At 60.0% G+C, this 26080-nt stretch carries 23 protein-coding genes; 7 read left to right on the top strand and 16 right to left on the bottom strand.

The genetic code is table 11. From position 1 onward, the window contains the following. A complete protein-coding gene (locus ACR0DO_RS01295; RefSeq protein WP_480556258.1) occupies window positions 1–348 on the bottom strand; it encodes a TfoX/Sxy family protein in 348 nt (115 codons plus the stop codon). Window positions 349–468: 120 nt separating this feature from the next. On the opposite strand from ACR0DO_RS01295, the gene ACR0DO_RS01290 reads away from it, so the two are divergent. Genes ACR0DO_RS01290 through ACR0DO_RS01275 form a run of 4 tightly spaced genes read left to right on the top strand, consistent with a single transcriptional unit; the run spans window position 469 to window position 3388 of the window. Next, window positions 469–654 carry a hypothetical protein gene (locus ACR0DO_RS01290; RefSeq protein WP_480556257.1) on the top strand — a complete coding sequence of 62 codons (186 nt, stop codon included), beginning with the start codon at window positions 469–471 and terminating at the stop codon, window positions 652–654. Then, window positions 654–2165, top strand: coding sequence for a CHAD domain-containing protein (locus ACR0DO_RS01285; protein ID WP_480556256.1), 1512 nt, complete (start codon window positions 654–656; stop codon window positions 2163–2165). Before ACR0DO_RS01290 ends, ACR0DO_RS01285 begins: the two co-directional genes overlap by 1 nt. Before the next feature lie 3 nt (window positions 2166–2168). After that, a complete protein-coding gene (locus tag ACR0DO_RS01280) occupies window positions 2169–2924 on the top strand; it encodes a ParA family protein (protein ID WP_480556255.1) in 756 nt (251 codons plus the stop codon). Beyond that, window positions 2921–3388 carry a CYTH domain-containing protein gene (locus ACR0DO_RS01275; RefSeq protein WP_480556254.1) on the top strand — a complete coding sequence of 156 codons (468 nt, stop codon included), beginning with the start codon at window positions 2921–2923 and terminating at the stop codon, window positions 3386–3388. Before ACR0DO_RS01280 ends, ACR0DO_RS01275 begins: the two co-directional genes overlap by 4 nt. Here the strand turns inward: ACR0DO_RS01275 and ACR0DO_RS01270 are convergent. The 9 genes from ACR0DO_RS01270 to ACR0DO_RS01230 form a co-directional block, all read right to left on the bottom strand. Continuing rightward, entirely contained in the window at window positions 3385–4755 is a 1371-nt protein-coding gene (locus ACR0DO_RS01270; protein ID WP_480556253.1) for an ATP-binding protein, read from the bottom strand. The genes ACR0DO_RS01275 and ACR0DO_RS01270 overlap by 4 nt on opposite strands. Continuing rightward, complete coding sequence (locus ACR0DO_RS01265; protein ID WP_170442156.1) at window positions 4748–5428, bottom strand: response regulator transcription factor; 681 nt, start codon at window positions 5426–5428, stop codon at window positions 4748–4750. Before ACR0DO_RS01265 ends, ACR0DO_RS01270 begins: the two co-directional genes overlap by 8 nt. A gap of 181 nt (window positions 5429–5609) precedes the next feature. Then, window positions 5610–7046 (bottom strand): Do family serine endopeptidase, encoded by a 1437-nt coding sequence (locus ACR0DO_RS01260; RefSeq protein WP_480556252.1) that lies wholly within the window; start codon window positions 7044–7046, stop codon window positions 5610–5612. A 753-nt stretch (window positions 7047–7799) separates the two neighbouring features. Further along, window positions 7800–8399: a nucleotidyltransferase family protein gene (locus tag ACR0DO_RS01255; RefSeq protein ID WP_480556251.1), complete on the bottom strand. Its 600-nt coding sequence runs from the start codon at window positions 8397–8399 to the stop codon at window positions 7800–7802. 31 nt (window positions 8400–8430) lie between these two features. Next, window positions 8431–10848, bottom strand: a complete 2418-nt coding sequence (locus tag ACR0DO_RS01250) for a GcvT family protein (RefSeq protein WP_480556250.1) — start codon at window positions 10846–10848, stop codon at window positions 8431–8433. A gap of 85 nt (window positions 10849–10933) precedes the next feature. Next, a complete protein-coding gene (locus tag ACR0DO_RS01245; protein ID WP_170442168.1) occupies window positions 10934–12241 on the bottom strand; it encodes an HlyC/CorC family transporter in 1308 nt (435 codons plus the stop codon). Between the two features lie 63 nt (window positions 12242–12304). Beyond that, on the bottom strand, window positions 12305–13258 hold the full coding sequence (locus ACR0DO_RS01240) for a tyrosine recombinase (RefSeq protein WP_480556249.1): 954 nt from the start codon (window positions 13256–13258) through the stop codon (window positions 12305–12307). A gap of 2 nt (window positions 13259–13260) precedes the next feature. After that, complete coding sequence (locus ACR0DO_RS01235) at window positions 13261–14784, bottom strand: hypothetical protein (protein ID WP_480556248.1); 1524 nt, start codon at window positions 14782–14784, stop codon at window positions 13261–13263. Next, window positions 14774–14923, bottom strand: coding sequence for a hypothetical protein (locus ACR0DO_RS01230; protein ID WP_170348465.1), 150 nt, complete (start codon window positions 14921–14923; stop codon window positions 14774–14776). The genes ACR0DO_RS01235 and ACR0DO_RS01230 overlap by 11 nt, the downstream gene beginning before the upstream one ends. Before the next feature lie 79 nt (window positions 14924–15002). Here ACR0DO_RS01230 and ACR0DO_RS01225 point away from each other — a divergent pair, with 79 nt between their 5' ends. Then, window positions 15003–15590 (top strand): shikimate kinase, encoded by a 588-nt coding sequence (locus ACR0DO_RS01225; RefSeq protein ID WP_480556247.1) that lies wholly within the window; start codon window positions 15003–15005, stop codon window positions 15588–15590. Continuing rightward, window positions 15590–16702: a 3-dehydroquinate synthase gene (gene aroB, locus ACR0DO_RS01220; protein WP_480556246.1), complete on the top strand. Its 1113-nt coding sequence runs from the start codon at window positions 15590–15592 to the stop codon at window positions 16700–16702. The genes ACR0DO_RS01225 and aroB overlap by 1 nt, the downstream gene beginning before the upstream one ends. Here the strand turns inward: aroB and ACR0DO_RS01215 are convergent, their stop codons facing one another. Beyond that, the gene (locus tag ACR0DO_RS01215; RefSeq protein WP_480556245.1) at window positions 16703–17773 is read right to left on the bottom strand and encodes a site-2 protease family protein; all 1071 of its coding nucleotides are present in this window, start codon (window positions 17771–17773) and stop codon (window positions 16703–16705) included. An 18-nt stretch (window positions 17774–17791) separates the two neighbouring features. Further along, a complete protein-coding gene (gene ssb / locus ACR0DO_RS01210) occupies window positions 17792–18292 on the bottom strand; it encodes a single-stranded DNA-binding protein (RefSeq protein WP_480556244.1) in 501 nt (166 codons plus the stop codon). A 207-nt stretch (window positions 18293–18499) separates the two neighbouring features. Here ssb and ACR0DO_RS01205 point away from each other — a divergent pair, with 207 nt between their 5' ends. Further along, window positions 18500–19084 (top strand): lytic transglycosylase domain-containing protein, encoded by a 585-nt coding sequence (locus ACR0DO_RS01205; RefSeq protein ID WP_170442190.1) that lies wholly within the window; start codon window positions 18500–18502, stop codon window positions 19082–19084. Between the two features lie 446 nt (window positions 19085–19530). On the opposite strand, the gene ACR0DO_RS01200 is transcribed toward ACR0DO_RS01205, so the two are convergent. From ACR0DO_RS01200 to ACR0DO_RS01185, 4 genes are all read right to left on the bottom strand, one after another. Continuing rightward, window positions 19531–21618: a dipeptide ABC transporter ATP-binding protein gene (locus tag ACR0DO_RS01200; RefSeq protein WP_480556243.1), complete on the bottom strand. Its 2088-nt coding sequence runs from the start codon at window positions 21616–21618 to the stop codon at window positions 19531–19533. 93 nt (window positions 21619–21711) lie between these two features. Then, window positions 21712–23175, bottom strand: coding sequence for an ABC transporter permease (locus tag ACR0DO_RS01195; protein ID WP_480556242.1), 1464 nt, complete (start codon window positions 23173–23175; stop codon window positions 21712–21714). Between the two features lie 13 nt (window positions 23176–23188). Then, window positions 23189–24235, bottom strand: coding sequence for an ABC transporter permease (locus ACR0DO_RS01190; protein ID WP_480556241.1), 1047 nt, complete (start codon window positions 24233–24235; stop codon window positions 23189–23191). 128 nt (window positions 24236–24363) lie between these two features. Further along, window positions 24364–26034 (bottom strand): ABC transporter substrate-binding protein, encoded by a 1671-nt coding sequence (locus ACR0DO_RS01185; protein ID WP_480556240.1) that lies wholly within the window; start codon window positions 26032–26034, stop codon window positions 24364–24366. Between the last annotated feature and the right edge of the window lie 46 nt (window positions 26035–26080).

Raw genomic sequence — 26080 nt, 5'->3', positions numbered from 1 at the left:
TCATACCGGCTTGAGGTCGTCCGCCGACACCCGCACGCCGACCGCGTCCAGATCCGAGATCATCTGAGTTTCAGGCGCGGCGCTGACACTGGCCTTGATCGCGTCAAACCGCTGACGCAGGGCCTTTTTCTCATCGCCCTTGCAGTCGTTCCACGGACGTCCCTGCAATCCCATCACCAGCACATAGTAGCCGATGAAATGCGGCCGGGTCCCGGCACGCACCACGCGGGCATATGCCTCGTCCGGACCCAATTCACGCAACTGCTGTGCCGAGTGGATTCCGGCGCGGGCGCAGGCCTGTTCGAAAGCGGGGCCCAGGTTGCGGATCGATGAGACGGGATCGGACATGCTCAACTTCTAGCCCTGGGCTGTAGTGATGTCGACCTGATGCGGGGTTCGTGCAACATCGGGCTTGCCAGATGAGTTGCCCTGCGATTTCATGACGTCATGCCCGTCATGAGGTTGCCCATGTCCAAACACAAGGAAACCGGGGGAAAGCCCGACACGAGCGAAAAGAACACCTCGGAAAGGCTGGACGGCAAGACGTTGAAGGCCCTCTATATCCGGGCAATCGTAAAAGGGGCCAGCGTCCGGAATATCCTTATACCGCTGGTGACGGACTGCCATGAAGCGCCGAAAAAGGGGCGTTTGTGATGGGGCAGGCAAGCGGGTATTTCATCATTCCGGGCAGGTTGGATCGGGTTGAACTTTCTGGCGCGCTCAACGGACTGACGCCCGAGTTCGCGACGCTGACCGCAGCGCTGCCTTTCGACCTTTTGGACTGTCATGATCAGTCTCTGCGGGCAGAAGAACGGCTGCTGATTGAGGTCAATGGTGGGTTGCAGCTGCTTCAGGGCGATGGCGAAGCTTTGGCTCAGGCCTGCACCGGTAAAGGGAAATTTGTTCAGGATCTGCCGGCCGGCCCTGTGAAAGCGGCGGTGAAGGGGTTTCCCAAACTGCGCGCTTTGATGAGCGTCGGCTCGGGCCTGATCGAAACCGGCAGTTTTGCGGTGCTGGATGACCTGCAAAAGACGCAGGTTCGCGGTGGCGTTATGACGTTGTCTACCGATGAGGGGCAGGCGACCCTTTTGACCGTTCAATCGATGCGTGGCTATGACCGCGCCTATCACGCCGTTTGCGCAGCGCTAGGCGGCCTGGCGGGTTCCGGATTTGAGGCGGTGTTTTCCAACCTGTTTCCCGGTGCCATCCCCTATGACGCCAAGCCCGAGGTCATTCTGGGCAAGCAAGAACCTTCGATCCAAGTGGCGGCGGATATCATCCGCACGTATCTGGCCGTCGCGCGCCAGAACGAGGCAGGCGTGATCGCCGATATCGATACCGAGTTCCTGCACGACTACCGCGTCTCGCTGCGCAGGGTCCGGTCAGTGCTGAGCCTGTTCAAAGGCGTGTTTTCCCCGGAACAGACCAAGGTGCTGAAACGCGAATTCTCGGACCTGATGGCCCCTACGGGGCAGATGCGGGACCTGGATGTTTATCTTCTGGAAAAAGACATTTACTTCAATCTGGTACCGCCAAACCTTCATCAAGGCGCTGAGGTGATGTTCGCCCAATTTGCCAAGGAACGCACCCGCGCGCTGACCGCGTTGTCCCGGCGTTTTCACAGCGCGGCTTACGGCAAGAAGATGGATGAATTGGCGGCTTTGTTCGCTGATGCGAAAGGGTTGGAACCCGGTCCAAATGGGGATCGCGGCGCCTACAGCTATGCCTGCGCGCTGATCTGGAAGCGGTACCGCAAAGTCTGCAAACTGGCGCGTGGCATCACCTCGGAAACGCCGGATGAGGTCGTGCATGACCTGCGGATCGACTGCAAGAAGCTGCGCTATCTGATGGAGTTTTTCGGCCCTCTGTTCGACAAGGGTGATTTCAAGACGCTCATCAAGCCATTGAAAAAGCTTCAGGATAGTCTGGGCTTGTTCAACGACTACTCGGTCCAGCAAGAGGCGCTGCTGGACTTTGTGGCGACCCAAAGCAACGCGCAAGGCCGGGCAAACGCCCAGCTTGCCATGTCTGTCGGCGGGCTGATCGCCGTGCTTGACCAGCGCCAAAAGGCCGAACGAGACCGCGTGATCGCCAATTTCCAACATTTCGACAGCCCGGACATCCAGAACCTGTTCCGAACCCTGTTTCACCACAAGGAGGATTGAGGAGTGAAGATCATTGCCTGCTACAGCAACAAGGGCGGAGTGGGGAAAACCGCGACCTCGGTGAACCTGGCCTATGCCTATGCACAAGCGGGGTACACGGTGTTGCTGTGCGATCTCGATCCGCAGGGGGCGTCGGGGTTCTATTTCCGGGTGAAACCGTCAAAAAAACTGACGGATGCGCGGTTCTTCGAGGACGTTGCGCGGTTTACCAAGTCGATCCGGGCCAGTGATTTTGACGGGCTGGACGTGCTGCCCGCTAACCTGACCTTTCGCGATTTCGACGTGTTCCTCTCGCGGATGCGGAACAAGCGGTCGCGGTTGAAAAAGGCCTTGGCCACGGCAGGCAGTGATTATGACGTGATCATTTTGGATTGCCCGCCGAACTTTTCGACTCTGTCCGAGAATATCTTCAAAGCCGCCGACCAGATTCTGGTGCCTGTTATCCCGACGACCTTGTCGGAGCGGACGCTTGAGCAATTGGTGCGTTTTTTTGACGATCACAACTTACCCAAGAAAAAGCTCAAGGCGTTCTTTTCGATGGTGCAGCGGCGCAAAATCCTGCATCTGGAAACGATGGAGAAGATGCGCAAGGCGTATAAAAAGCGGTTCCTGCAGTCCGAGATCCCCTTTGCTGCGGATATCGAGCGCATGGGCCAGAACCGCGCTCCGGTCAGCATCTATGCCGGACGCAGCGCCGCAAATGCTGCCTATCAGGCGCTGTTTGATGAACTGGAAAACGGAGTGATTTCAAGCAAATGAGTACCGAGATTGAACGCAAGTTTCTGGTCGCGGACCTGCCGGACCTGAGCGGCACGGAAAAGGCCGTTGTGCGTCAGGGCTATCTGACTGCGCCTGACGACTCTACCGAACTGCGTCTGCGTCAGAAAAACGACAGGTACTTCCTGACCCTGAAAGGTAGCGGCGTCTTGGTGCGGGTTGAGCGCGAGGCTGAAATCTCGGCCGAACAATTCGACATCTTCTGGCCCGAGACAGATGGCCGCCGGGTGGAAAAGGAACGATACACTGGACAGTTGGCGGACGGTCGGGTGTTCGAACTGGACGTGTTTCAAGGCGATCTGGCACCGTTGCGTCTGGTTGAGGTCGAGTTTCAGACCGAAGCCGAGGCCGAAGCCTATGCCCCGCCCGAATGGTTCGGCGCCGACGTGACAGCAGATAAACGCTATAAAAACAAGATGATGGCGACCAAAGGTATCCCGGCTTAGGGCTTGTGTGCCAGCTTGATCACCACCTCAAGCCCCGGATCGCAGTTATGCGCCTCAAACGCGCCGCCGTGCATTCGGGATATTGCGGCAACCAAGGCCAGCCCCAGCCCGGCGTTGCGCTCGGTCCGGGCTGGGTCGAGCGTGACAAACGGCATCTGCAGACGCGGCAGGTCCTCTTGTGGCACGCCGGGGCCTCGGTCGCGGACGCTGAGGTTGGTAAAGGGGCCATCCTCGGACAGGTTGATCGTGACCGTTGTATCTTGCGGGGCATACCGCATTGCGTTTTCCAGCAGGTTGGACAGCGCCTGCGACAACAACGGCCGGTGCCCGGGAATAGAGCCTGCGCTGCCGGTGACCTCAAGCCGGATGCCCTGATCGTCGGCGACGGGGTCGTATAGCTCGGCCACATCCGCCACCAGTTGCTGCAGGTCCACCGGTTCGAACTGTTCCCGGCCTACACCGGCCTCGGCGCGTGAGATTTCGGTCAACTGCCCCAGCACGCGCAGCACGTGGTCGATCTCGGCGCTGGCCCGCGCAACGTCGATCTCTCGTTCCTGATCCGTTTTGCCGGGATCAGACAGAGCCTCGACCCGCTGTTTCAGCCGCGACAGGGGGGAGCGCAGGTCATGCGCGATGGAATTCGAAGTGGTGCGCAGGTTGCTGACCAACTCTTCGATCCTGTCCAACATCGTGTTAAGCGTACCGGCCACCTGATCGAACTCATCGCCCGTGCCGCGCAGAGGCATTCGGCGGGACAAATCACCCGAGACGATGTTTTCGGCGGTGCTGGCGATGTCGGACAGGCGGGAAAAGACCAGACGGGTGAATAGCCAGCCAGTCAGCACGCTCAGCGCCAGTGCAATCGCCAGCGCGATGCCGACCGACCGCAGCAGCACCCGGTCGAACTGCTGCCGTGCCAACGCATCGCGGCCGACCAGCAGCCGTTCGCCACCGGGCAGGCGGATCGAGGCGGCTGAGATGGGCACCAATTGGTCATTGTCGGCGCGGCGCAGCTCAAGATCGACCCAGCCGCTGCCTGCGGTGATCCCTTCGGGCCATTGTTTGAGGTTGCCCGCCAGTTTGGCGCCGAACCGGTCCGTCAGCAGATACAGCGCGTCCCGTTCCGAGGCGGTGGGAATACGCCGTTCAATTGCAGTCAGCAGCCCGATCAGGCCGCGGCGTTCATATTCGTCCGCCAGCCCGGTCAGTTCCGCCGACACGACCGAGCGGGTCTCGCCCTCGATGCTGCGGTTGGCGGTGACATAGACCAAAGCCAACACGGTGGCCGTCAGCAAGGTGCTGAGAACCATGCTGGCCAATACAAGGCGTGTGCGCGAATTGTTGAAGGAAAGTCGCAGGTTATCCATCAGAGATCATGTAGCCCGCGCCCCGGACGGTTTCGATCATCGGCGGTTCACCACCTTCGTCCAATTGCCGCCGCAGCTTGGAAATATGGACATCGACCACATTGGTGTTCGGGTCGAAATGATAATCCCAAACCCCTTCCAGCAGCATGGTGCGCGACACCACGCGGTTCTTGCGGCGCAGGAAGAATTCAAGGATCTGGAACTCGCGCGGGGTCAGGGTGATCTCACGCCCGTTGCGGGTGACCTTGCGGGTCAGCAGGTCCATCTCAAGGTCACGGCAGGCCAGGGTCGGGCTTTCCTCGGCCTCTTGCGGGCGACGCAGAAGGGCCTCGATCCGGGCGTGCAGTTCCTGGAACGAAAACGGTTTGACCAGATAGTCATCCGCTCCGGCACGCAGCCCTTTGACACGCTCGTCCACGGCGCTCATCGCGGTCAGCATCAGAACCGGGGTTTTCACGCCCGCTGCACGCATCGACTTGATCAGAGACAGCCCGTCCAGCCCCGGCAGCATCCGATCCAGAACCACGGCGTCAAACCCCCCGTCGGTGGCATGGTACAGGCCCTCGCGGCCGTCTTCGGCTGCTTCGACAACATACCCTTCCTCGCCAAATCCCTTGGCGATAAAGTCCCGGGTGTCTTCGTCATCTTCGACGATCAGCAGGCGACGGCTCATGATCCGAGTTCCTTTCTACCAGGATTTAAACACAGTTTTCGGGCAAAGCACATGGTTTTGCTAAATAATCTGCCGGGTGCGGAGATACGCACCCGGCAGTCCCGGGGGTTTGCGGACAATTCAAACCCGCCAGGGAGGCGCCCGCCAGATTCCCCATCACGTGGCGCGCGCTGGTGTCAGATCAGGCGATTTCCACCGCCACGAAGATCTGGTTTCCGCCGCGATTGATCAGCACAAGCGCGGGATCGGTCTTTTCGCTGTCCAGCGCGGCTTTCAACGCGTCTGGAGTCGCAGTTTCCTGACCGCCCAGCTTCACGATCACATCACCGCGCTGCAGTCCGGCCTTGGCCGCCGGGCTGTCGGGCTTCAGGTCAGTGACGATCACGCCGTCGACATTTTCACCCACACCCATATCGGCGCGGTTGCTATCGGTCAGCGGGGCAACGGTCACGCCCAATGCGGTGCCCGAGACGGTTTCGTCCATGGACTTGTCGATCTCGGCCGAGGCGCTTTGATGCTGGCCGATAGTCAATTCGATCTGCTGTTCCGTGCCATCGCGCAGAACGGTCAGAACGCTGTCCGTGCCCACCTTGGTTGTACCAACAAGGATCGGCAGGTCGCTGCTGGAGTCGACGACCTCATCGTTGAAGGTCAGGATGACGTCACCCTGTTTCAGCACACCATCCGCAGGGCTGCCATCAACGACGTCCGCAACAAGTGCGCCGTGCGAGGCATCGATGCCCATGGCCGCGGCGATCTCGGGGCTGACATTCTGGATCGATACACCCAGCCAGCCGCGGCTGACCTGACCGTCATCGCGCAGATCGGCGGCAATATGTTCCACGATATTCGAGGTCACAGCAAAGCCCAGACCCACGGATCCGCCGGTAGGGGAGTAGATGGCCGAGTTCACGCCAACCACTTCGCCTGCCATGTTGAACAGCGGACCGCCCGAGTTACCCTTGTTGATGGCTGCATCGGTCTGAATGAATTCAGCGTAGGGCCCAGCCGAGATATTGCGGCCCTTGGCCGAGACGATCCCGGTGGTCACGGTGGAATGCAGCCCGAACGGGTTGCCGATGGCCACGACGTCTTCGCCCACGCGGATCACGTCGCTGTCGCCCAGGTTGACGGCCTGCAGCGCCTCGTCCGCTTCGATCTTAAGAACCGCGATATCGGTCAGAGGGTCAGTGCCGATGATTTCGGCGTCATAGCTACGGTCGTCGGACATGCGCACCGTGACAGACTCGGCATTGTCGACGACATGATGATTGGTGACGATGTATCCGGCCTCATCCAGAACAAACCCAGAGCCCAGCCCCTGTGCCGGCCCGCGCTGAGGGGCGTTGAACCCATCTGGCGTGCCGAAGCGTTTAAAGAACTCCCCAAACGGGTGCTGGTCAAAGTCGAAGTTCTGACCCTGCGCCGGGACGGGCGCTGCGCCTTGTTCCGCGATAATGGTGACGACCGAAGGCGAAACGTTTTCCACCAGATCGGCCAGAGCTTCGTCGGCCATCGAGGGCAGGGCAGTGGTTGTCAGCATGGCGGCGCTCAGTGCGCCAGCGCCAATCCAACTGGCTGTCCCGGGCAAAAGAAGAGAGGATTTGCGGATGCTCATTTTTGTCTCCTGTTTATGTCACGCGGTTGCGGCCGCGCGTTGAAACAGGAGATGCGCGTCCAGTCTGAGTGTTTCCTGAGCGAAATGTTAAGAAATCTTAATTTTGCCACAAACGGACGGTTCTATGCCGGCATGCCGATGGATGGAATCGGAGGATTTGTGCGAATCATCCGGGGCGAATCGGTGGATTGTTGCCGGTTCGGACGCCAAGTTGCAAAAAGAGTTGAATTGAATCAAATTTGTTAACAAAGCAGCCGACAAATTTTCTCGATTTTCAGCAATCTTCTCTGAGTTGTGGTCATGTTCGAGCTTGGCTGAAGATAACGGAAGCAATTGATGGCAAAATCATCAGATACCTTATTAGGTTTGCGCTTAATACTGAATGACGCGACGTTAATCAAATATGTGACTCTTCCCTAGGTTGATTGTCGCCAAGGAAATGTTGCGTAAAAACCATTCTGAGAGACGCAAAATTAACCGTTCTTTCCAATTTTACGTTGTTTGATCGCATCGGATCGGTGACGATGAAAGAGCCCAAGCGAGGGGGAGCCGATGGCACTAGGGGGTGCCTCAGGCTTGTCACAGTCACTGGAAACGCTGAGCGGCATGTTAACGAGGGGGTCTTGTTTAGGTTCGGCGGCGGAATAGCCAGGATGTCATTAGGCATTGTTGGCCGCGTTTCCGGGATTGATGAAAAGTGGTAGTCCTGTTTTGGGTACCGGCCCGGTCGATATCGACCGGGCCGCGTTACTTTCAGGAGCCGCGTTTTGCGTGCCACTTCGCCCAATCCTGAGGCGTATCCAGATCCAGCAGAGCGTTTTGACCGGGTAGGCTGCGCAGATGCACTTTGTCTGCATTGGCGCAGACGACGGACTGCGCGCCTTCATCGCCCGACAGTTGGCGGAGATGGTCAAACAATCTACGATCAAACACGACCGGGTGGCCCGGTTTGCCGTCAGCGGTCGCGCCACGCCAGATCAATTTGTCCGGGTGGGATTGCACCGAACCAAGCACAGCCGCCAGATCCTCGGAGGTGATGTCGGGCAAATCCGCCAGCAAGACCATCGCAGCGTGTGCCAGGGCTGGTACATGCGCAAGGGCTCCGCGCAGGCTGGCATTCATGCCTTCGTGCGCATCCCGGACATCGATCCGTTGCAGGTCCAACCCGTCCAACACGTCATGCCGCGCGTGCGGGGCCGGGGGCAACGCAACGATCACAGGGGCCGCGCGCCGTGCAATCATTGCTGCGCGCCGCAGCAATGGCACGCCGTCCACGACCTGCAGCAGCTTATCCTTGCCGCCCATACGGCTGGATTGCCCGGCGGCCAGCAATAGAATAGGTATGTCCGTCATGCTGCCACCATGCCGCCGTATCCCTGCGGTGTCATCCCCGCATACGCGCCCCGTCCGCGTCAAACAGGGGCTTCGAGATCATCTTGGCTTTGCGCAGTTGGCCCAGGATTTCGATCTCAACCTCCAAGCCGTCCGTTGCCCGTTCCGTTGGCAGGAACCCGAGTGCTACGGACTTGCCGCCATAATGCGAATACCCGCCCGATGTGCAGAAGCCAACGACCCTGCCGCCCAGCCAGATCGGCTCATACGCGTTGACATCGGCGTCCTCCGCTTCGACCTCGAAGGCCACAAGTTTGCGTGTCGGTCCTTGGGTGCGCTCCTGTTCGGCGGCAGACCGGCCAATGAAATCGGCGGGTTTCGAAAATGCAATAAACCGGTCCAGCCCGGTTTCGGCGGCGGTGTAATCGGGTGAAAATTCCCGCATCCACGAGCCAAAGAACTTGTCCAGACGCAGGCTCATCATCGCGCGCATTCCAAAGGGCACCATGCCGTGTGGCTGCCCGGCTTGCCACAGCGTCCACCAGAGCTGTCTCTGCGCCATCGGATCGCAGTAAATCTCATACCCCAGATCGCCGGTATAGCTGACGCGCTGCACGATGCAGTCGGTCATGCCAACCGTCATGCGCCGCACGTTGAGGAACCGCAGGTCCGAGAGGTCGTCGCGGGCACAAGCCGCCAGCACGTCAGCCGCCTTTGGCCCGGCGATCTGAAACCCGTTCAGCCGGTCGCTGACGTTTTCGATGGTCACGCCGTCTTGCTGATGTTGCAGGAACCAACGCATGTGGAAAGCCTGGCTGCCGTATGAGGCTGTCAGCTGGAATTCGGTCTCACTCAGGCAGGAGACGGTGAAGTCTCCGATCAGCTTGCCCTTTGGCGACAGCATCGGTGTCAGGGACAGACGCCCCGGTTGTGGGATGCGTCCGGCCATGATTCGGTCCAGCCATGCACGGGCCGTGGGGCCGGTAATGCGGTATTTGCCGAAGTTGTGGACCTCGTTAATGCCGACACCGCTGCGAACCGTGCGCACCTCGCGGCCCGTCGCGTCGAACGCGTCCGAGCGGCGGAACGATGGTGTTTCGTAATCCGGCTCGCCGCCTTGCGCGAAATAGTTCGGTACTTCCAGCCCGTATTGTTGGCCCCAGACTGCACCCAGATCGCTGAAAATATCGTACATCGGGGTCGTGCGATTGGGTCGTGCGGCGGGCAGTTCCTCATTCGGGTAGGCGACGCTGAACCGTTTCTGATAGTTCTCGATCACCTTGGGGCGGGTGTAGCCGGGGCTGATCCAGTTACCGAACCGGGCCACGTCCATAGCAAAGACGTCGCGCTCGGGTTCGCCTTCGATCATCCATTGCGCCAGCGTCAGGCCGACCCCGCCACCTTGGCTGAACCCGGCCATCACACCGCAGGCCGACCAATAGTTACGCATCCCCGGCACCGGTCCGACCAGAGGGTTCCCGTCTGGCGCAAAGGTGAATGGCCCGTGGATCACCGATTTCACTCCGGCCTCAGCCAGAACGGGAAAGCGCTTATAGGCGAATTCGATGCTGTCGGTGATCTTGTCGTAATCGTCGGGCAGCAGCTCGTGACCGAACTCCCACGGGGTCCCATCCACCGCCCAAGGCTTGCAGGGCTGTTCGTAAAACCCGATACACAGACCGCGCCCTTCCTGCCGCAGATAGCTTTCCCCGGCAGGGTCCATCACATGCGGGTGCTCGCCACCGGCGTCGATGATCGCCTCGATCTGCGGGATCGAGTCCGTGACCAGATATTGATGCTCCATTGGATGCAGTGGGAAATAGACGCCTGCCATCGCCCCGACCTCTCTCGCCCAGAGGCCCCCCGCGTTGACCACATGCTCGGCGTGAATGGTGCCCTTGTCGGTGACCACGTCCCAGGTGCCATCGGGGCGTTGGTTGGTTTCGCGCACCATGCAATGGGTTTCGATGGTTGCACCACCCATCCGGGCCGCCTTGGCATAGGCATGGGTGGTGCCCGAGGGATCAAGGTGACCGTCCAGCGGATCGTAAAGCGCGCCGATGATGCCGTCGGTATTGGTAATCGGGGCGATGGTCTTGATCTCGTCCGGGCCGACGATCTCGGTCTCTAACCCCATGAACCGGTGCTTGGCGCGCTCGGCCAGCAGCATGTCGAACCGGTCCTGATTGTCGGCCAGAGTCACCCCGCCCACATGATGCAGGCCGCAGGACATGCCGGTGATCTCTTCCAGCTCTTTATACAGGCGGATGGTATAGCCCTGCAGTGCGGCCATGTTGGTGTCGCCGTTCAGGGTGTGGAACCCTCCGGCTGCGTGCCATGTAGACCCGCTGGTCAGTTCCGACCGTTCCAGCAGCATGACATCGGACCAACCCAGCTTGGTCAGGTGATAGAGTACCGAACACCCGACAACGCCGCCCCCGATGACGGCTACCTGAGTTGTGGTCTTCATGTCGTGGCCTCCCATGCGTTTTGGTCAAAGACTGCAGGCGCGCGGCAGGGCAGGCTGTTCCGTTCACGACATCGCTTGTCGCGGATCAGAGCGGACGGATCTTCAGCTCGGTAATCCGGTTGCCTTCGCGTGCAGTGACTTCGAAACGGAACCCGTGGAACGAGAATACCTGACCGGTCACAGGGATCATCTGTGCCTCGTGTATGACCAACCCGGCGATTGTGTTGGCCTCGTCATCAGGCAGAGACCAGTCCATCGCCCGGTTTGCGTCTCGGATGGTCATCGCGCCCTCGACAAGGAATTGGCCATCGTCAGTTCGGGTCACGGGGACGTCCTCCTCGATGTCGAACTCGTCAGCGATTTCGCCGACGATTTCCTCAAGGATATCCTCCAGCGTGATCAGGCCGCGGAGAGAGCCATATTCGTCCACCACCAGCGCAAAGTGGCTGTGCATCCGCAGGAACTCTCGCATCTGATCGTCCAGCGTGGTGGTTTCGGGTACAAAGTAGGGGTCGTTCGCCACCTTCGAGATGTCGAAGGATTTCAGCCGGTCGCTGTCATCCTCGCTGGCGCCTGCATGGGCATACATGGCGCGGAACAGGTCCTTGGCGTGCACCACACCCACGATGTTCTCGGGCTCATCCCGGAACACGGGCAGGCGAGTGTGCGGGCTTTTCAGGCATTGCTGAAGAATGGCCTCGGGTGCGTCGTCGGCATCGATCATCTCAATGTTCGAGCGGTGCAGCATGATCTCTTCGACCGTGCGGTCGCCCAGATCAAGCGCACCCAGAATACGGTCGCGGTCTTCCTTTTCGACCACACCTTCCGAGTGACCCAGATGCAGCGCACCGGCGATTTCCTCGCGTACGGCAAGGATGTTGCTGTCGGGGTCGATCTGCACGCCGAACAGGCGCAACACGCCGCGTACCAGCAAGCGCACTGCCGCAACCATGGGCGAGAACACGGTGACAACCACGCTGATGATCGGCGCCACAAGGGCGGCTGCCTTTTCCGCGTTGGTGATGGCGTAGGTTTTGGGTAGGACCTCGGCAAAGATCAGAACCAGCAAGGTCATCACCAGCGTCGCCAGCGCCACGCCGCTTTCGCCGAACAGCCGCGTGAACAGCGCCGTCGCCAGCGAGGCCGCAAGGATGTTCACAAGGTTGTTGCCGAGCAGGACCGAGCCGATCAGCCGTTCATTGTCATCGGTGATATCCAGCGCCTTTTGCGCCCCGCGCGAGCCCTTGTCGGCCTGCGCCCGCAACTTGCCACGCGACGAGGCGGTCAATGCCGTTTCAGAACCCGAGAAAAAGCCCGACAGGACAAGCAAAAGCAGAATGGCGCCTGTGGTAAACCAGAATGCGCCGTCGATCAGAGAAGAAGAGGGTTCCATCGGTCCTTGGTTATTGGTGTTGCTGCATCCGTTATGGGGGCGCGACCCCTGCGGATCAAGGGGTTAGCCCTTGTCTTCGGGGTCTTTGGCCAGCGGGTGATGCTCCAGCACCAGTTCGGCCAGACGTTCGTCCAGAACATGAGTATAGATTTCGGTGGTTGCCACATCGGCATGGCCCAGCAGTGTTTGGATCGACCGCAGGTCGGCCCCGTTGGCCAGAAGATGGGTGGCAAAAGCATGGCGCAGCGTGTGCGGTGTGACCTTTTCCGGCGAAACACCACCCTGAACCGCCAGTTCCTTGACCAGCAGAAAGAACATGTGACGTGTCAGGTGTCCCGATTTCCCGCGCGACGGAAACAGGAATCTAGACCGTTGGCCGCCATCGGCGACCAGTTGATCCTCGGCCTCGTCCCGGACCATGAGCCACGCGGCCAGCGCCTCTCGGGCAGGGGGAGAGAGAGGCACCATCCGTTCCTTGCCGCCTTTGCCCAGAACCAGCAGCATCCGCGGATCGCCCCGCGCGGAAGAGACCGGCAGCGAAACCAGCTCGGTCACGCGCATACCGGTGGCATAAAGCACCTCCATCAGGCAGGTGTTGCGCACCCGGTCGCCCTTGGTGCGTCCGGTCTGGCGGGCGGCCTGCAACAGCCGATCAACCTCGCGCACGTCCAGCGTTTTGGGCAGGCGTTTTTGCCGTCCGGGGCCTTTGATCTGGATGGCGGGGTTGGTGTCGCGCCAGCCCTCCTCGAAAGCGAAACGATAGATTTGCTTGATCGCCGACAGCCGTCGCGCGCGGGTGGATTGCGCCAGCCCCTGGGCGTCACAGTCGATCAGATAGGCCTCGATCCGATCGCGTTCGGCCTCGGCGAACCCGATTTTCCGGCGCTGCAGCCAGGCGGCAAAATCCTTCAGGTCACGGCCATAGGCCAGCAGAGTGTTGTTGGCCGCCCCAAGCTCAGCCGCTTGCGCCTGCAGGAAGGTAGAGATCCACAGATCCGAGGTTGCCGGGGCCACCATGCTCAGGTGTCCTGCAGGATCAGAAGGTTCAGGGCGGCGCGGCGTGCGGTGTCCTCAAGACCCACACGGCGCAGGGTTGCGACGGCGGCGGTCAGATCGACAAGATTGCCGCGTGCGCCATGGGCGAAAACCTCCATCGTTTCCAAAATGGCCTCACCCAGCTGCCCGTTGGCCAACATGGCATCAATGTCCGATGGGATAGGCGCGGCCCAGGCAAACCCTTCAGCCACAGCATCGGCCCACGGGGAAGGCGATTTGGCCCGCCCCGGATCACCCTGCGCCAGCGCGGCCAGAAACTGCGTTTCCACCGACTCGTCCGGAGGCGACAGGGCGGCGGTTTCATAAAGTTCGGACAAGAGCAGAATCCGCCACCGCAGGTTTTCCGCGGCCGGATCGGGCAGGGCCATCTGCGACAGTCGGCCTGCGAACAACTCGGCAAAGGGAACCTCCAGCCCGACGCTGCGCATTTGTTCCCAGACTTTGGGCAGTGTCTTGGCAACCGCGCCCGGCTTGCCTGTTTCCAACGCGCTTTCGAATTTTTGCACCGCCGCGACCCGGTCCCAGACCGCGCCAGAGGCGGCAGGGGACCGCTCGGTATACAGGCCCAGCAATTGGTTGGGGGTCAGTGCTCCGATCCGTGTCAGGCGCTCGGCGGCCTCGATCTGCGCCTTCCATCCGGCCACATCTCGCAGGTCGGCATTTGCGAATGCGCGCGGCAGCGGGGTTGAGGGCAAACGCTCGCCAATGGCTTCGAACAGCCGAAAGCTCAGCGGGTCGGGGTCGTCGGGTTGCGGCAGATACTCGGCATCTTCGTAGAGCTCGGGGCTGAGGAACCGGTCCAGTACGTCCAGATCCTCGGGCGGCAGAACCTGCAGCGCATGGGCGGCCTCAAGCGTCAGCGCGGCGGACCCCCAGTCGCCCCGGCGGGCCTTGCAGAAGATTTGCGCCGCATAGTCCTGAGACAGATGCGGCTGCGCGATCAGCGCGGTGCAGCTGCGATCCTCATCCCCGGTCAACAGCGTCGCATCGAACCAGCGTTGGAACCGCTCGCGGTTGTCGGTAGGGCCGGCCAGTTGCACCAGCGATTGTACCGGATCAGCCGCACCCAATTGCATCAGACGGTCCAACCGCGCCAGCAGCAGAGGTTCCTGCGTGTTCGGCCCCGCAGGCGCGCGGGCCTCGGTCAGCAGCAGCGTGAACAACAGGCGTTGCATCGCCGGGTTGTACTTGACCGGCACGCGGGCGATCAGCTGTGCCAGACGGGCAGGATCGCTGTTCTGCCACAGATCCACGGGCAGCCCGGTCACCGAGGATGACACCAGCCCAAGCGGCGGTGACAGCGCCTCAAGCGGTGTGACCTCGACATCCGGCTGAACACCGGTCTTGGTCACAGAAGGTTCCAGCAACACGGTCCCCGGCAGGTTTTCCGGCGGGTCGTTTAGCCATTCGATGACGGAAAGAGGTTCCTGTTGCGCCTGGGCCGATCCGGCCAATATCAGTGCAAACAGTGCGGCCTTATTCGACATTCAGGATTACCGGCTCTCGTATCTCATCCTGCGGCGCCGAAAAGTCGGCGCCGAAGAACGGACCCAGGTAGGCATATGCCACCAGCCCGATGAAACCCAGGCAAATCAGATATAACAGGAACTTGATCAGACGGCCCATTGCTCAACGCTGCCCCAATTTTCTCTTTTGTCATAGTTATAGCTAGCATTTTTCCTAAGATCACGTCATTCACGGTGAAATGAGCGAAATTAAGCATAACTCTTCGGGCGTGAACCCGGATACGGGCTTTGAACTGCACAAAACGGTGGTTCTTGTCGGCATGATGGGGGCGGGAAAGACGGCTGTGGGCCGTGCATTGGCTGCCCGGCTGGGCGTTCCCTTCCTCGACAGTGATGCCGAGATCGAATCGGCAGCCAACATGACCATCCCCGAGATTTTTGCGCGCGACGGAGAGCCGTTTTTTCGTGCCAAGGAAAGCCAGGTCATCGGGCGTCTTCTGGATGAGGAAAAAGGCATCTTGTCCACCGGCGGCGGTGCCTTTCTGGCCGAACAGAACCGCACCATGATCACCGAGCGCGGTGTGTCCGTCTGGTTGCGGGCGGACCTTGAGGTTCTATGGAACCGGGTCAAACACAAGGACACGCGCCCCTTGCTGCGCACCGCCGACCCGTATGCGACCTTGCGCGCCTTGTACGAGGACCGAGTGCCGGTTTATGCGCAGGCCGACCTGATAGCTGAATCGGATGGCCATACCTCGATCGAGAATATGGTGAACCGGGTGGTGGATGCGCTGGCCACACGCCCCGATGTTTTGGAACGGAAGTGATGCACCAAACCGTACATGTAGAGCTGGGCGAACGCTCGTATGATGTGGAAATTGGTCCGGACCTGCTGGCACAGGCCGGCACGCGGATCGCCCCATTGCTGCCCCGGCCCAAGGTGGCCGTTGTCACCGATGAGAACGTGGGCGCGCTGCATCTGGACGCTCTGCGGGATGGGTTGGCATCTGCCGGGATCGAGATGGCGTCCCTGACCTTGCCTGCAGGCGAGGCCACCAAAAGCTGGCCGCATTTCGAACGTACCGTGGAATGGCTGCTTGCTGAAAAGGTCGAGCGCCGGGACGTGGTTGTTGCCTTTGGTGGTGGTGTCATCGGCGATCTGGTCGGCTTTGCTGCTGCGGTCCTGCGGCGTGGCGCGCGGTTCGTGCAGATACCGACGTCGCTGCTGGCGCAGGTCGACAGTTCGGTGGGCGGCAAGACCGGGATCAACGCGCCGCAGGGCAAGAACCTGATCGGGGCGTTCCATCAGCCGTCACTGGTGCTGGCTGATACCTCGGTTCTGGGCACAATGACCCCGCGCGATTTCCTGTCGGGCTATGGCGAGGTGGTGAAATACGGCCTGTTGGGCGATGCGGCTTTTTTCGAATGGCTTGAGGGGAACGGCAGGGATGTTTCGGGCGGCGACATGGCCGCGCGGGTGCGGGCCGTGACACGCTCGGTCCAGATGAAGGCTGATATCGTGGCGCGGGATGAGACCGAGCAGGGCGACCGCGCGCTGCTGAACCTTGGTCACACGTTCTGTCATGCGCTTGAAGCTGCAACCGGCTATTCCGACCGCCTGCTGCATGGCGAAGGCGTGGCCATCGGTTGCGCACTGGCGTTCGAACTGTCCTCGCGTCTGGGTCTGTGCTCGCAAGAAGATCCAAGTCGCGTTCGCGCCCATTTGCGGGCGATGGGGATGAAAACCGATCTGGCTGACATCCCCGGCGATCTGCCAAGCGCCGAAGCGCTGGTCGATCTGATGGCGCAGGACAAGAAGGTTATCGACGGTCAGCTTCGGTTCATTCTGGCGCGCGGAATCGGCGAGGCCTTTGTTACCTCGGACGTCCCGCCTGAGGCGGTGATTTCCGTGCTGGAAGATGCTCTGGCGACGGTCTGATCACCGCCCTTGGATCACCATCAACTCGCCGATATTTTCGCGGGTGATGTAGCCGACCATGGTCCCGGCCTGCGTACAAACCGCTATGGCCGGGGCGCCTTTGTGCAGCCCGTCCAGAACCGTTTCGAGCCCGCTGGTCAGCTGAACCTGCGGGATATCCGTCACCATGACCGAGGTCGCCGGGTCCGAACGCGGGGTGTCTCCGGTCAAGGCGGTGAACAGCCGATCTCGGGTGACGAACCCCAGCAGGGCACCCGCTGAATCCAGCACCGGGAATTCATGCTGGGTGGTGTGAATGACGGCCTGTGCCGCTGTGGCCAGCGTGTCGGTGGGGGACAGGGCGTGGAATTCGGTGATCATCGCATCACGTGCCAGAACCCGCCGCACGACTGAGCGCATGGCGACATCGTGGCTCTCGGAATTGGCGGCGACAAAGACGAACACCGCGATCAGAACCAGGATCGGGTTGCCCGCGCTCAGCCCCCAGAAACCGAAAGCCACGGCGACGATCTGCCCGGCCAGGGCGGCGACCCTGGTGGCTTTGACCCGGTCCATTTTCAGGCACAGCAGGGCGCGGAATACGCGCCCGCCATCCATTGGAAAGGCCGGGATCATGTTGAACGCGGCCAGTAACAGATTCACATAGGCCAGCCGGTTCATCAGCCCGGGGCCGGTCGAGTCGATCTGCGCCATGGTCTCAAGCGGCATTCCAGCGCCCAGCACGACGAGTATGACCCAGATCACGATGTTCACGGCAGGGCCAGCAAGGGCGACCCAGACCTCTTGCATCGGTTTTTCCGGCATCCGTTCCAGCCGGGCCAGCCCGCCAATGGGCAGCAGAGTAATGTCGGGGGTCTTGATCCCGTACCGCCGTGCCATCAGCGCGTGGCCGAATTCGTGCGCGACGACGCAGGCAAACAGCGCCAGCACGAAGATCAGATTTTCGACGGCGGCCGGTAACCCTCCGCTGGAGTAGGCGGCAAAACCGACCCAGGCCAGCAGCAGGAAAAAGGTGACATGGACCCTCAGTTCCGACCCCAATATCCGGCCGAGTGAGAAGGACCATGTCATGATATATCTCCGTTTCGCTTAGAACGGGATCTCGTCGTCGTCGATGCCGCCGGATGCCGGGGCAGGGGCGCTGGGTGGGCCGCCATAGGGGTCGCCATAGCCGCCACCGGCCTGTCCGCCGCCGTAGCTGCCCGATTGGCCGCCATAGCCACCGCCGCCGCCTTCACCGCGGGCGTCCAGCATTGTCAGTTCGCTGCGATAGGGCCGCAGGACCACTTCGGTCGTGTATCTGTCCTGACCCGATTGGTCCTGCCACTTACGGGTTTCCAGTTGCCCTTCGATATAGACCTTGCTGCCTTTGCGCAGATATTGCTCGGCAACCCGCACAAGGGGCTCCGAGAAGATAGCGACCGAGTGCCATTGCGTCCGATCCTTGCGCTCTCCGGTATTGCGGTCTTTCCAGGTCTCGGATGTCGCGATGCGCAGGTTGCATACCTTGCCACCATTCTGAAACGACCGTACCTCAGGATCCGCACCGAGATTGCCGATAAGAATGACCTTGTTGACTGAACCCGCCATGTATTTCCCCGTTCTGAATTGACGTTTGCGCGCCCGAATCTGGCGCAGAGTTTCAAAGCGACCCTATACGGCCTGCGTCGTGGTTGAAACACGGTTGATGCAGGTAACACTCCGCAAGAAAATACCAGGGCTCGGTTTACCAAGCTTTCATTATTAACTGAAATATTTATACTCCTCAGAGTTCCTGAACGAGCGAGATTGGCGTTAATGCGATTTCTGGTTAGTTGTTTTTTGGTTGCGTGCTTTGCTCTGGTCTCGGCCCCGGTGACCGCGCAGACGTTGTCTACAAAAAGCCGGAAGGATATTTTTCTCAAGCAATCCAAGGTGTTGGACTCGCGTGCGGCAACCCAGTACCGCGATTCCGAGCGGCTTAAGCCGAAAAGGGCAAAGCCCAGTGACAGTTTCAACAAACGCTACACGGGCAAGTACCGGGGGGAGTATATGACTCTGGCCCGGCAAGCCGCGCGCAAGCACAACGTCCCGGAAGAGCTGTTCTTGCGTCTGGTGCAGCAGGAAAGCGGCTGGAACCCGCATGCGAAATCGCACAAGGGTGCTTTGGGGCTGGCGCAGTTGATGCCCGGTACGGCGCGGCTTTTGGGCGTTAACCCGCATGACCCGAAACAGAACTTGGAAGGCGGGGCGCGGTATCTGTCCTGGCAATACCGCAAGTTCAAATCCTGGCGTCTGGCGCTTGCGGCCTATAACGCCGGGCCGCAGGCTGTTGAAAAACACGGCGGCGTTCCACCTTACAATGAAACCCAGAACTACGTGAAAGTGATCTGGGGCGGCTAAGCGGTCGCTTCGGTCATATGGCACCGACTTCGGCACGCTTGCAGAGTCCGGTCGTGATCGGCAGCAACGTCGCGCACAGAACATGAGCATGCTGGCCTCACGCACATAAAACATAGGCGCTGCTGCACGGTACATGCGCCGCCGAAAAGAACAGGCAAGCGGTCACCGCCAGCGACAATGCGCGGCATCTTTTGCTCATACAAAGCCGCCCAGATCGCGGTCACACCTAGCGCAAACATGAATTTCCCATCCACGCCCTATTTTCCGGCGACAAAAAGCGCCAGCACCGGACCCATCATTCAACCCATGACGCCATCGCGCCCAGGCTTGCGTTGAATGAGGGTATGTCGAACCCGTAACCCCCGGCGCTGATGCTGCCCAAGCTGGACATCGTCGACAAGGGGCACCGGTATGACTCCCGCGCCCCTGATCTTTTGTGGCCGGATTTATTCAGCCGCGACCTTGATGACCGGCTCCATGCGGGCCAGAATCTCTTCGGACAGGTGGCATTTGACCTGATGGCCTTCGGCCAGAGTTTTCACCGGTGGCACGTCGCGTTCGCACATCCCGCCCGGCACTTCGGATTTCCAGCGGCACCGGGTCTGGAACGGGCATCCCGGAGGTGGGTTCATCGCAGACGGGATATCCCCCTCCAATACGATATGTTGCTTTTCGATTGACGTATCGGCAATTGGAACAGCGCTCAGCAACGCTTCGGTGTAGGGGTGATAGGGTGGGGCAAAGACCTGATCCGTGGTGCCTAACTCGACCACATGGCCCAGATACATCACCATCACCCGGTCACTGAGATAGCGAACGATGGACAGATCGTGGCTGATGAACAGCAGAGTCGTTTTGTGTTCGCGCTGAATCTCCATCAGCAGGTCAGTTACCGCCGCCTGTACCGACACGTCCAACGCCGAAACCGGCTCGTCTGCAACCACGATCCGGGCATCCCCGGCAAAGGCGCGGGCGATCCCGACGCGCTGTTTCTGCCCGCCCGACAATTGCCGCGGCATCCGTTCCGCAAAGGCGCGGGGCAGTTTCACCAGATCCAATAGCTCCAGCATCCGCTTCTTACGCTCGGCTTCCGAGTTGCCTACGCCGAAGATTTCCAGCGCGCGGATGATCTGACGGCCCACGGTCATCGATGGGTTCAGAGTATCGAACGGGTTCTGGAACACCATCTGCACTTCGCCTACGGTCTTGGCGTCACGTTCCTCGATCGGGACGGCCTCGATATTGCGATTGTCCAGCAGAATCTGGCCATCCGTGGCCGTCTCCAGCCCCATCAGGACTTTGGCGAAGGTCGATTTGCCGCAGCCGGATTCGCCGACGATGGCCAGCGTCTCGGATTCATGTGCTTCGAAGCTGAGCGTTTCGTTGGCTTTCACAACCTTGGTCTCGCCACCTCCGAACAGGGCATTCGCAGCCACCTCATAGTATTTCTTGAGGTTGTCCATCTTGAGGACGGTCCGGCCGATCTCGGCCTTTTCCTTCTGTTCGCCCACGGTGATCGGTGCGTTCCAGTCGATCTCTTTGAACTTCAGGCAGCGCGTGTGGTGGCGATCATTGCCCGGCACCGGCTCCATCAGAATGTTCTGCGCGTCACAGCGGCCTTCCACGAAATAGTCGCAGCGCGGGCCAAAGTTACAGCCCGGCGGGCGTTCGTGGGGCAGGGGGAAGTTGCCCGGAATGGCGACCAGCGGGCGCGCATTCTTGTCGGCCCCCGGCAACGGGATCGAGCGGAACAGCGCCTGCGTATAGGGGTGCTGCATCTCGTCGAACACATCGTGGATCGAGCCGCGCTCGACCGCCTCACCTGAATACATCACGCACAGGCGGTCGCAGGTTTCCAGAACCAGCCCGAGGTTGTGCGAGATAAACAGCATCGAGGTGCCGTATTTCTTGCCCAGATCCCTGACCAGTTCCACCACGGCGGCCTCGACCGTTACATCCAGAGCGGTGGTTGGTTCGTCCAGGATCAACAGCGCCGGTTTCGACATGAGCGCCATGGCGATGACGATCCGCTGCTGCTGGCCACCTGACAACTGGTGCGGGAACGAATTCAGCATCCGCTCGGGGTCGGGCAGGCGGACGTCGGTGACCACTTCCAGCGCACGGGCATAGGCCTCGTCCTTACTGACCCCCTCGTGGATCATCGGCACTTCCATCAGCTGCTTGCCTATCTTCATCGCTGGGTTCAGCGAGGCCATCGGCTCCTGATAGATCATCGCGATTTCGTTGCCACGAATGTCGCGCAACTCTTCGGTGGTCATCTCAGAAAGGTCGCGGCCCTTGAACTTGATCGAGCCACCAACGATCCGCCCGTTCTTGCCAAGGTCCTGCATGACGCCCAGTGCCACGGTGGACTTGCCGCAACCGGACTCGCCCACCAACCCGACGGCTTCGCCGGGTTGCACACTGACCGAGAAATCCATCACCGCAGGGATTTCCCTCAGACGGGTAAAAAACGAAATCGACAGCTTGTCGATCTCTAGAATAGGCCCGTCATAATCCGCCAGTTTGTTCATCTGTGTTTCTCCTCGCGAGAGTCAGGGGCGTCCCCGTCATCTGGCTTAAAATATCTCGGGGGTCCGGGGGCAGAGCCCCCGGCCTCGATCACATCAGTCCTTCAGACTTTCTTCGCGCAGACCGTCCGCCAGTAGGTTCAGACCAAGAACCAGCGACAATAGGGCCAGCGCGGGCGGCAGGGCCGGGTGCAGGTAGATCGACAGCAGCTTGCGCCCCTCGTTGATCGTCGAACCCCAATCCGGGCTTTCCGGCGGCAGTCCAAGGCCAAAGAAGCCCAAGGTTCCTAGAAGGATGGTGGTGTAGCCAATCCGCAGACAGAAATCGACGATCAGCGGACCGCGGGCGTTGGGCAGAATCTCCCACAGCATGATGTACCAAGGACCCTCGCCACGGGTCTGCGCCGCAGCCACGTAGTCGCGCGTTTTGATGTCCAACGCCAGGCCACGAACGATACGGAACACAGTAGGCGAGTTCACGAATACCACCGAGACGAACACCACAAGGATGCCTCCGGGGATGTCGAACAGATCCAGATAGGTCGGCAGACCCCAGATTCCGTAAGTGTCGGTATTGATGATGTAGCCACCGGTCGAGATCAGCGACAGATAGAGCCACAACGCGATGCCCAATACTCCGATCAACAGCGGCGTGCGGAAGCTCGGCCTTGTGTAAAAGCGCGAGTTCAGCAGGACCGCAAGGAACAGGATCGGGAACACAAACAACACCGCCGCCATGTAGTTCGGCACTCCGGTCGCCACGATTTCCGGCGTGACCAGCAGATAGAACAGCAAGATCACCGGGAAGGCGAGGATCAGGTTGGCGAGGAACGACAGGAAGGTGTCCAGACGACCGCCATAGAACCCGGCAGGCAAGCCCAGAGTGATCCCGACCATAAAGGCAAACATGGTCGCAAGCGGAGCAATCTGCACCACGATCCATGCGCCCTTGACCATGCGGCTAAACACATCGCGGGCCAGATTGTCGCCGCCCAACAGGTACCAGGCGTACGCGCCTTCTTCCGTTGAGGGCAGCGGCGTTCCGGGGACCTTGTTCTTCATGCCCGACACCTGATCCAGCGGATCGTGGGTTATGATCAGGTCCATGGCGCCGAAGATGCCGGTGAACACCCAGAACATCACAAGGCCAAATCCAATCATGCCGATAGGGCTGTCGAACAGTTTGCCGTAGAGGCCCAGCTTGCGTTTGAATGCAATCGACATGGCAAACAGAATGACCAGCGACAGCCAAACCGGCAGGAACTGCCGTGAGATTGCGCCGACAATGCCCGCGCTGGTGCCCATGAGGATGCCCAGCACGATATAGGCCAGTACCAGCGCAACACAGGCCGCAAAGCTGTATCGCAGTGCTTTCTGCGTCAACCCTCTCAGGCCCGAGCCTGAACTGATCGTACCATCGATATTCACGCTGACCGGGGTTTCAGGCAGCACGATACTGCCAAGGATCCAGACGACGATCGACACCAGAAGGGCTGCTATCGCGATCATCAGCAACGGGTTCAGGAGGGCGATAGAGCCGGTCCAGGTAAGTGGTTCCATGATCTATCCCTCCTTACGAAATACGGATGCGCGGGTTGAGGTAGACATAGCCGATATCCGAGATCAGCTGCGTCACCAGCACCACAAAGACCGACACGACCGAAATCGCCAGCAGCAGCTGAATGTCGTTGTTGCCCGCCGCCTGAACCAGTGCCCAGCCAAAGCCCTTGTAGTTGAACAGGGTCTCGACGATCACGACGCCGTTCAGCAACCACGGGAATTGCAGCATGATCACGGTAAAGGGCGCGATCAGCGCGTTGCGCAGCGCGTGTTTCATCACGATGTTCGAGAAGGACACGCCTTTCAGACGCGCGGTCCGAATGTACTGCGCCGTCATCACCTCGGTCATCGAGGCGCGGGTCATCCGTGCGATATAGCCCATCCCGTAAAGTGCAATCGTCAGCACCGGTAAGAAGAAGTTCTCGAAGGTTGGGTTCTCCATCGCCTGGGTCGCGGTGCCCTTGAACCATTTCAGGCCAACAGTGGACGAGGTAAAAACCGCGATGAATATGACACCGGACACATATTCCGGTGTTGCCGTCGTGATGATTGAAAACGTCGAGAGCGACCGGTCAAGAGCGGACCCTTCACGCATTCCGGCCAACACACCGATCAGTAGCGCCGACGGAACCATCAGCAGCAGAACCCACAGCATGAGATATCCGGTGTTGCCCAGACGTTTGCCGACAATTCCACTGACTTCGTCCTTGAATACCGTCGAATAACCCCAGTCGCCTTGAAGAACCCCGCAGTATCGGGGAAGGGTGTCCTTCGTCGTACCCGGACGTGCGCAGGTTCCAAGAACGGAACCATCGTCTTGCTCGTGGACAAACCCCGGCATGACGCCCAGCCATTGACTGTATTTCAGAAGCGTCGGTTGCAGATAGCCGCGATTTTCCAGCCACGACACAACCTGTTCGTCGGACATCCGCTGGCTGCCCTGCGTTTTTGCCAGCTTTTCAAGGTTCGGATAAAGGTTGGTCAGGTAAAAGACTACGAAGGTCAGGCATAGCGCTGTTAACAGCATGACACCAAACCGCTTGAGGAAAAACAGTCCCATTTCGGCCCCTGTTGTTCAGGTCTTCCACAGATCACTGGACCGCTGCGGCCTTGGACTTCTGACCATAATTCGGCTGGTCTGCGGCTGGAACGGGGCACCTGCTTTGGTGCCCCGGAAAAAGGTCGGCGTCAGGCTGCCCAGCCCCACTTATAGTGGTGGTGCTCAAAGGTGATATGCATGTCGGTTCCGACAAGCCCTTCCTTCATATGGCGGTACAAGGCACGCCAATAGGGCTGAACCGTCACGCCCTCATTTTGAATCATGGCTTCGCCTTCGGCCATGATGGCGCGCCGTTTGTCTGCATCGGCGATTGACAGGGCTTGCGTCAACAGCGCGTCGAATTCCGGGTTCTCCCAGCCGAATTCGTTCCAGGCCTCGCCGGATTTGTAGGCCACCGCCCAGATTTGCACGCCCAGGGGGCGGCCATTCCAGTTGGTCACGCCGAACGGAACCTTGCTCCAGTTGTTCCAATATGTCGTTCCCGGAACAATGGTTCGCTTGATGTTGATACCCGCGTCTCGAATCTGGGCGGCGACTGCGTCGGCCGTATTGCGCAACCAATCGTCGTCTACGGACTGAAGTTCAAATTCGTAGTCTCCGAACCCGGCCTCTTCGATCAACGCCTTTGCGCCTGCGGGGTCCACGGGTGTGCCTCCAATCTCGGCATATTCCGGGTGTTTGGGTGATACGTGATGGTTCTCTGCGGGAACGCCGCGGTTGCCATAGCCAAGCTCAAGGCAGATCGCGTTGTCGACGCACATCTGCAGCGCCTTGCGGACGCGCACATCTTCAAAGATAAGCTGGCCATCCACCTCTGCTAACTGGCGGGGCCGCACAACCAACGTGGCGGTCGAGGCGACCTCGGACTTTTCGTATCCGAGGCTGTCCAGCACGTCGATGAATTCACCCACTGACTCGTGCAGCATATCGACCTCGTCGGACTCCAGCGCTGCCAGCCAGGCCGAGGGGTCCGTGCCGTAGTCAGTATATTCGATCCGGTCGAGCGCTGGTCGGCCAAAGATCGGCTCTCCCCACCATTGATGGTTTTCATTGCGGACCAAAACGCATTTCACGCCAACTTCCAGTTCGTCGATCAGATAGGGGCCGGTTCCGACATTGCCGGTCTGATCGTTTTCATCGAATGAGCTGTGAACGATTGCAGCGGGGTAATCTGCCATGCCTGCGATTAGGGTAACATCCGGGGCAGGCAGGTTCAGCCTGACCGTCTGCGGATCGACGATCTCGATCGCGCCGTCGATGGCTTGACCGGTAGCCTGATCGATCAAAGTTGCGAACCGTGATGCCATCGAGTTGGCCTCGGCGGACTTGTCGCACCAGCGGGCGATGTTGCGGACGACGTCTTCGGCTGTAAAGTCATCTCCGTTGTTCCACTTGACTCCCTGACGGACTTTCAGTTTGTAGACGGTTGCGTCGTCGTTGACCTCCCAACCTTCCAGCAGCATACCACGGAAACTTCCGTCCGAGTTATACTCGACAAGATATTCGAGGGTGCCGCGGCTTTCGTTGCCCATTTCCGACCAGTCGTAGGTGCGCGGATCCTTGAGGGCGCGGACGCTCATCTGAACCCGGAGAGTGCCGCCTTCTTTCTTGGCATCTTCGCCGTCGGCCCGGGCAGGCGCTGACAGCCCGATCATGCTATAGGCGGTTGCCGTCGCGACGCCGAGGCCGGTCGCGCGTGTCAGAAATTCGCGACGGCTCAGCTTGCCGTCCCGATATTCCTGCGCGTACATTTCTGCCGCCCAATGAGTCAGTGCTTCGGTGCTTACTTGGTTTTCCATAGGTGTCTCCCTGTGACACTGAATATCGTATTTCTTTTTGATTAGG

This window comes from Ruegeria sp. AM9 (assembly GCF_056540565.1).
The sequence above is the reverse complement of the archived record's forward strand: the minus strand, read 5'-3'. Positions and strand labels throughout refer to the sequence as shown.

Coding starts and splice junctions, on each gene's coding strand:
- ACR0DO_RS01295 (WP_480556258.1), bottom strand. CDS start 348: ATGTCCGATCCCGTCTCATCGATCCGCAACCTGGGCCCCGCTTTCGAA.
- ACR0DO_RS01290 (WP_480556257.1), top strand. CDS start 469: ATGTCCAAACACAAGGAAACCGGGGGAAAGCCCGACACGAGCGAAAAG.
- ACR0DO_RS01285 (WP_480556256.1), top strand. CDS start 654: ATGGGGCAGGCAAGCGGGTATTTCATCATTCCGGGCAGGTTGGATCGG.
- ACR0DO_RS01275 (WP_480556254.1), top strand. CDS start 2,921: ATGAGTACCGAGATTGAACGCAAGTTTCTGGTCGCGGACCTGCCGGAC.
- ACR0DO_RS01270 (WP_480556253.1), bottom strand. CDS start 4,755: ATGGATAACCTGCGACTTTCCTTCAACAATTCGCGCACACGCCTTGTA.
- ACR0DO_RS01265 (WP_170442156.1), bottom strand. CDS start 5,428: ATGAGCCGTCGCCTGCTGATCGTCGAAGATGACGAAGACACCCGGGAC.
- ACR0DO_RS01260 (WP_480556252.1), bottom strand. CDS start 7,046: ATGAGCATCCGCAAATCCTCTCTTCTTTTGCCCGGGACAGCCAGTTGG.
- ACR0DO_RS01255 (WP_480556251.1), bottom strand. CDS start 8,399: ATGACGGACATACCTATTCTATTGCTGGCCGCCGGGCAATCCAGCCGT.
- ACR0DO_RS01250 (WP_480556250.1), bottom strand. CDS start 10,848: ATGAAGACCACAACTCAGGTAGCCGTCATCGGGGGCGGCGTTGTCGGG.
- ACR0DO_RS01245 (WP_170442168.1), bottom strand. CDS start 12,241: ATGGAACCCTCTTCTTCTCTGATCGACGGCGCATTCTGGTTTACCACA.
- ACR0DO_RS01240 (WP_480556249.1), bottom strand. CDS start 13,258: ATGGTGGCCCCGGCAACCTCGGATCTGTGGATCTCTACCTTCCTGCAG.
- ACR0DO_RS01235 (WP_480556248.1), bottom strand. CDS start 14,784: ATGTCGAATAAGGCCGCACTGTTTGCACTGATATTGGCCGGATCGGCC.
- ACR0DO_RS01230 (WP_170348465.1), bottom strand. CDS start 14,923: ATGGGCCGTCTGATCAAGTTCCTGTTATATCTGATTTGCCTGGGTTTC.
- ACR0DO_RS01225 (WP_480556247.1), top strand. CDS start 15,003: ATGAGCGAAATTAAGCATAACTCTTCGGGCGTGAACCCGGATACGGGC.
- aroB (WP_480556246.1), top strand. CDS start 15,590: ATGCACCAAACCGTACATGTAGAGCTGGGCGAACGCTCGTATGATGTG.
- ACR0DO_RS01215 (WP_480556245.1), bottom strand. CDS start 17,773: ATGACATGGTCCTTCTCACTCGGCCGGATATTGGGGTCGGAACTGAGG.
- ssb (WP_480556244.1), bottom strand. CDS start 18,292: ATGGCGGGTTCAGTCAACAAGGTCATTCTTATCGGCAATCTCGGTGCG.
- ACR0DO_RS01205 (WP_170442190.1), top strand. CDS start 18,500: ATGCGATTTCTGGTTAGTTGTTTTTTGGTTGCGTGCTTTGCTCTGGTC.
- ACR0DO_RS01200 (WP_480556243.1), bottom strand. CDS start 21,618: ATGAACAAACTGGCGGATTATGACGGGCCTATTCTAGAGATCGACAAG.
- ACR0DO_RS01195 (WP_480556242.1), bottom strand. CDS start 23,175: ATGGAACCACTTACCTGGACCGGCTCTATCGCCCTCCTGAACCCGTTG.
- ACR0DO_RS01190 (WP_480556241.1), bottom strand. CDS start 24,235: ATGGGACTGTTTTTCCTCAAGCGGTTTGGTGTCATGCTGTTAACAGCG.
- ACR0DO_RS01185 (WP_480556240.1), bottom strand. CDS start 26,034: ATGGAAAACCAAGTAAGCACCGAAGCACTGACTCATTGGGCGGCAGAA.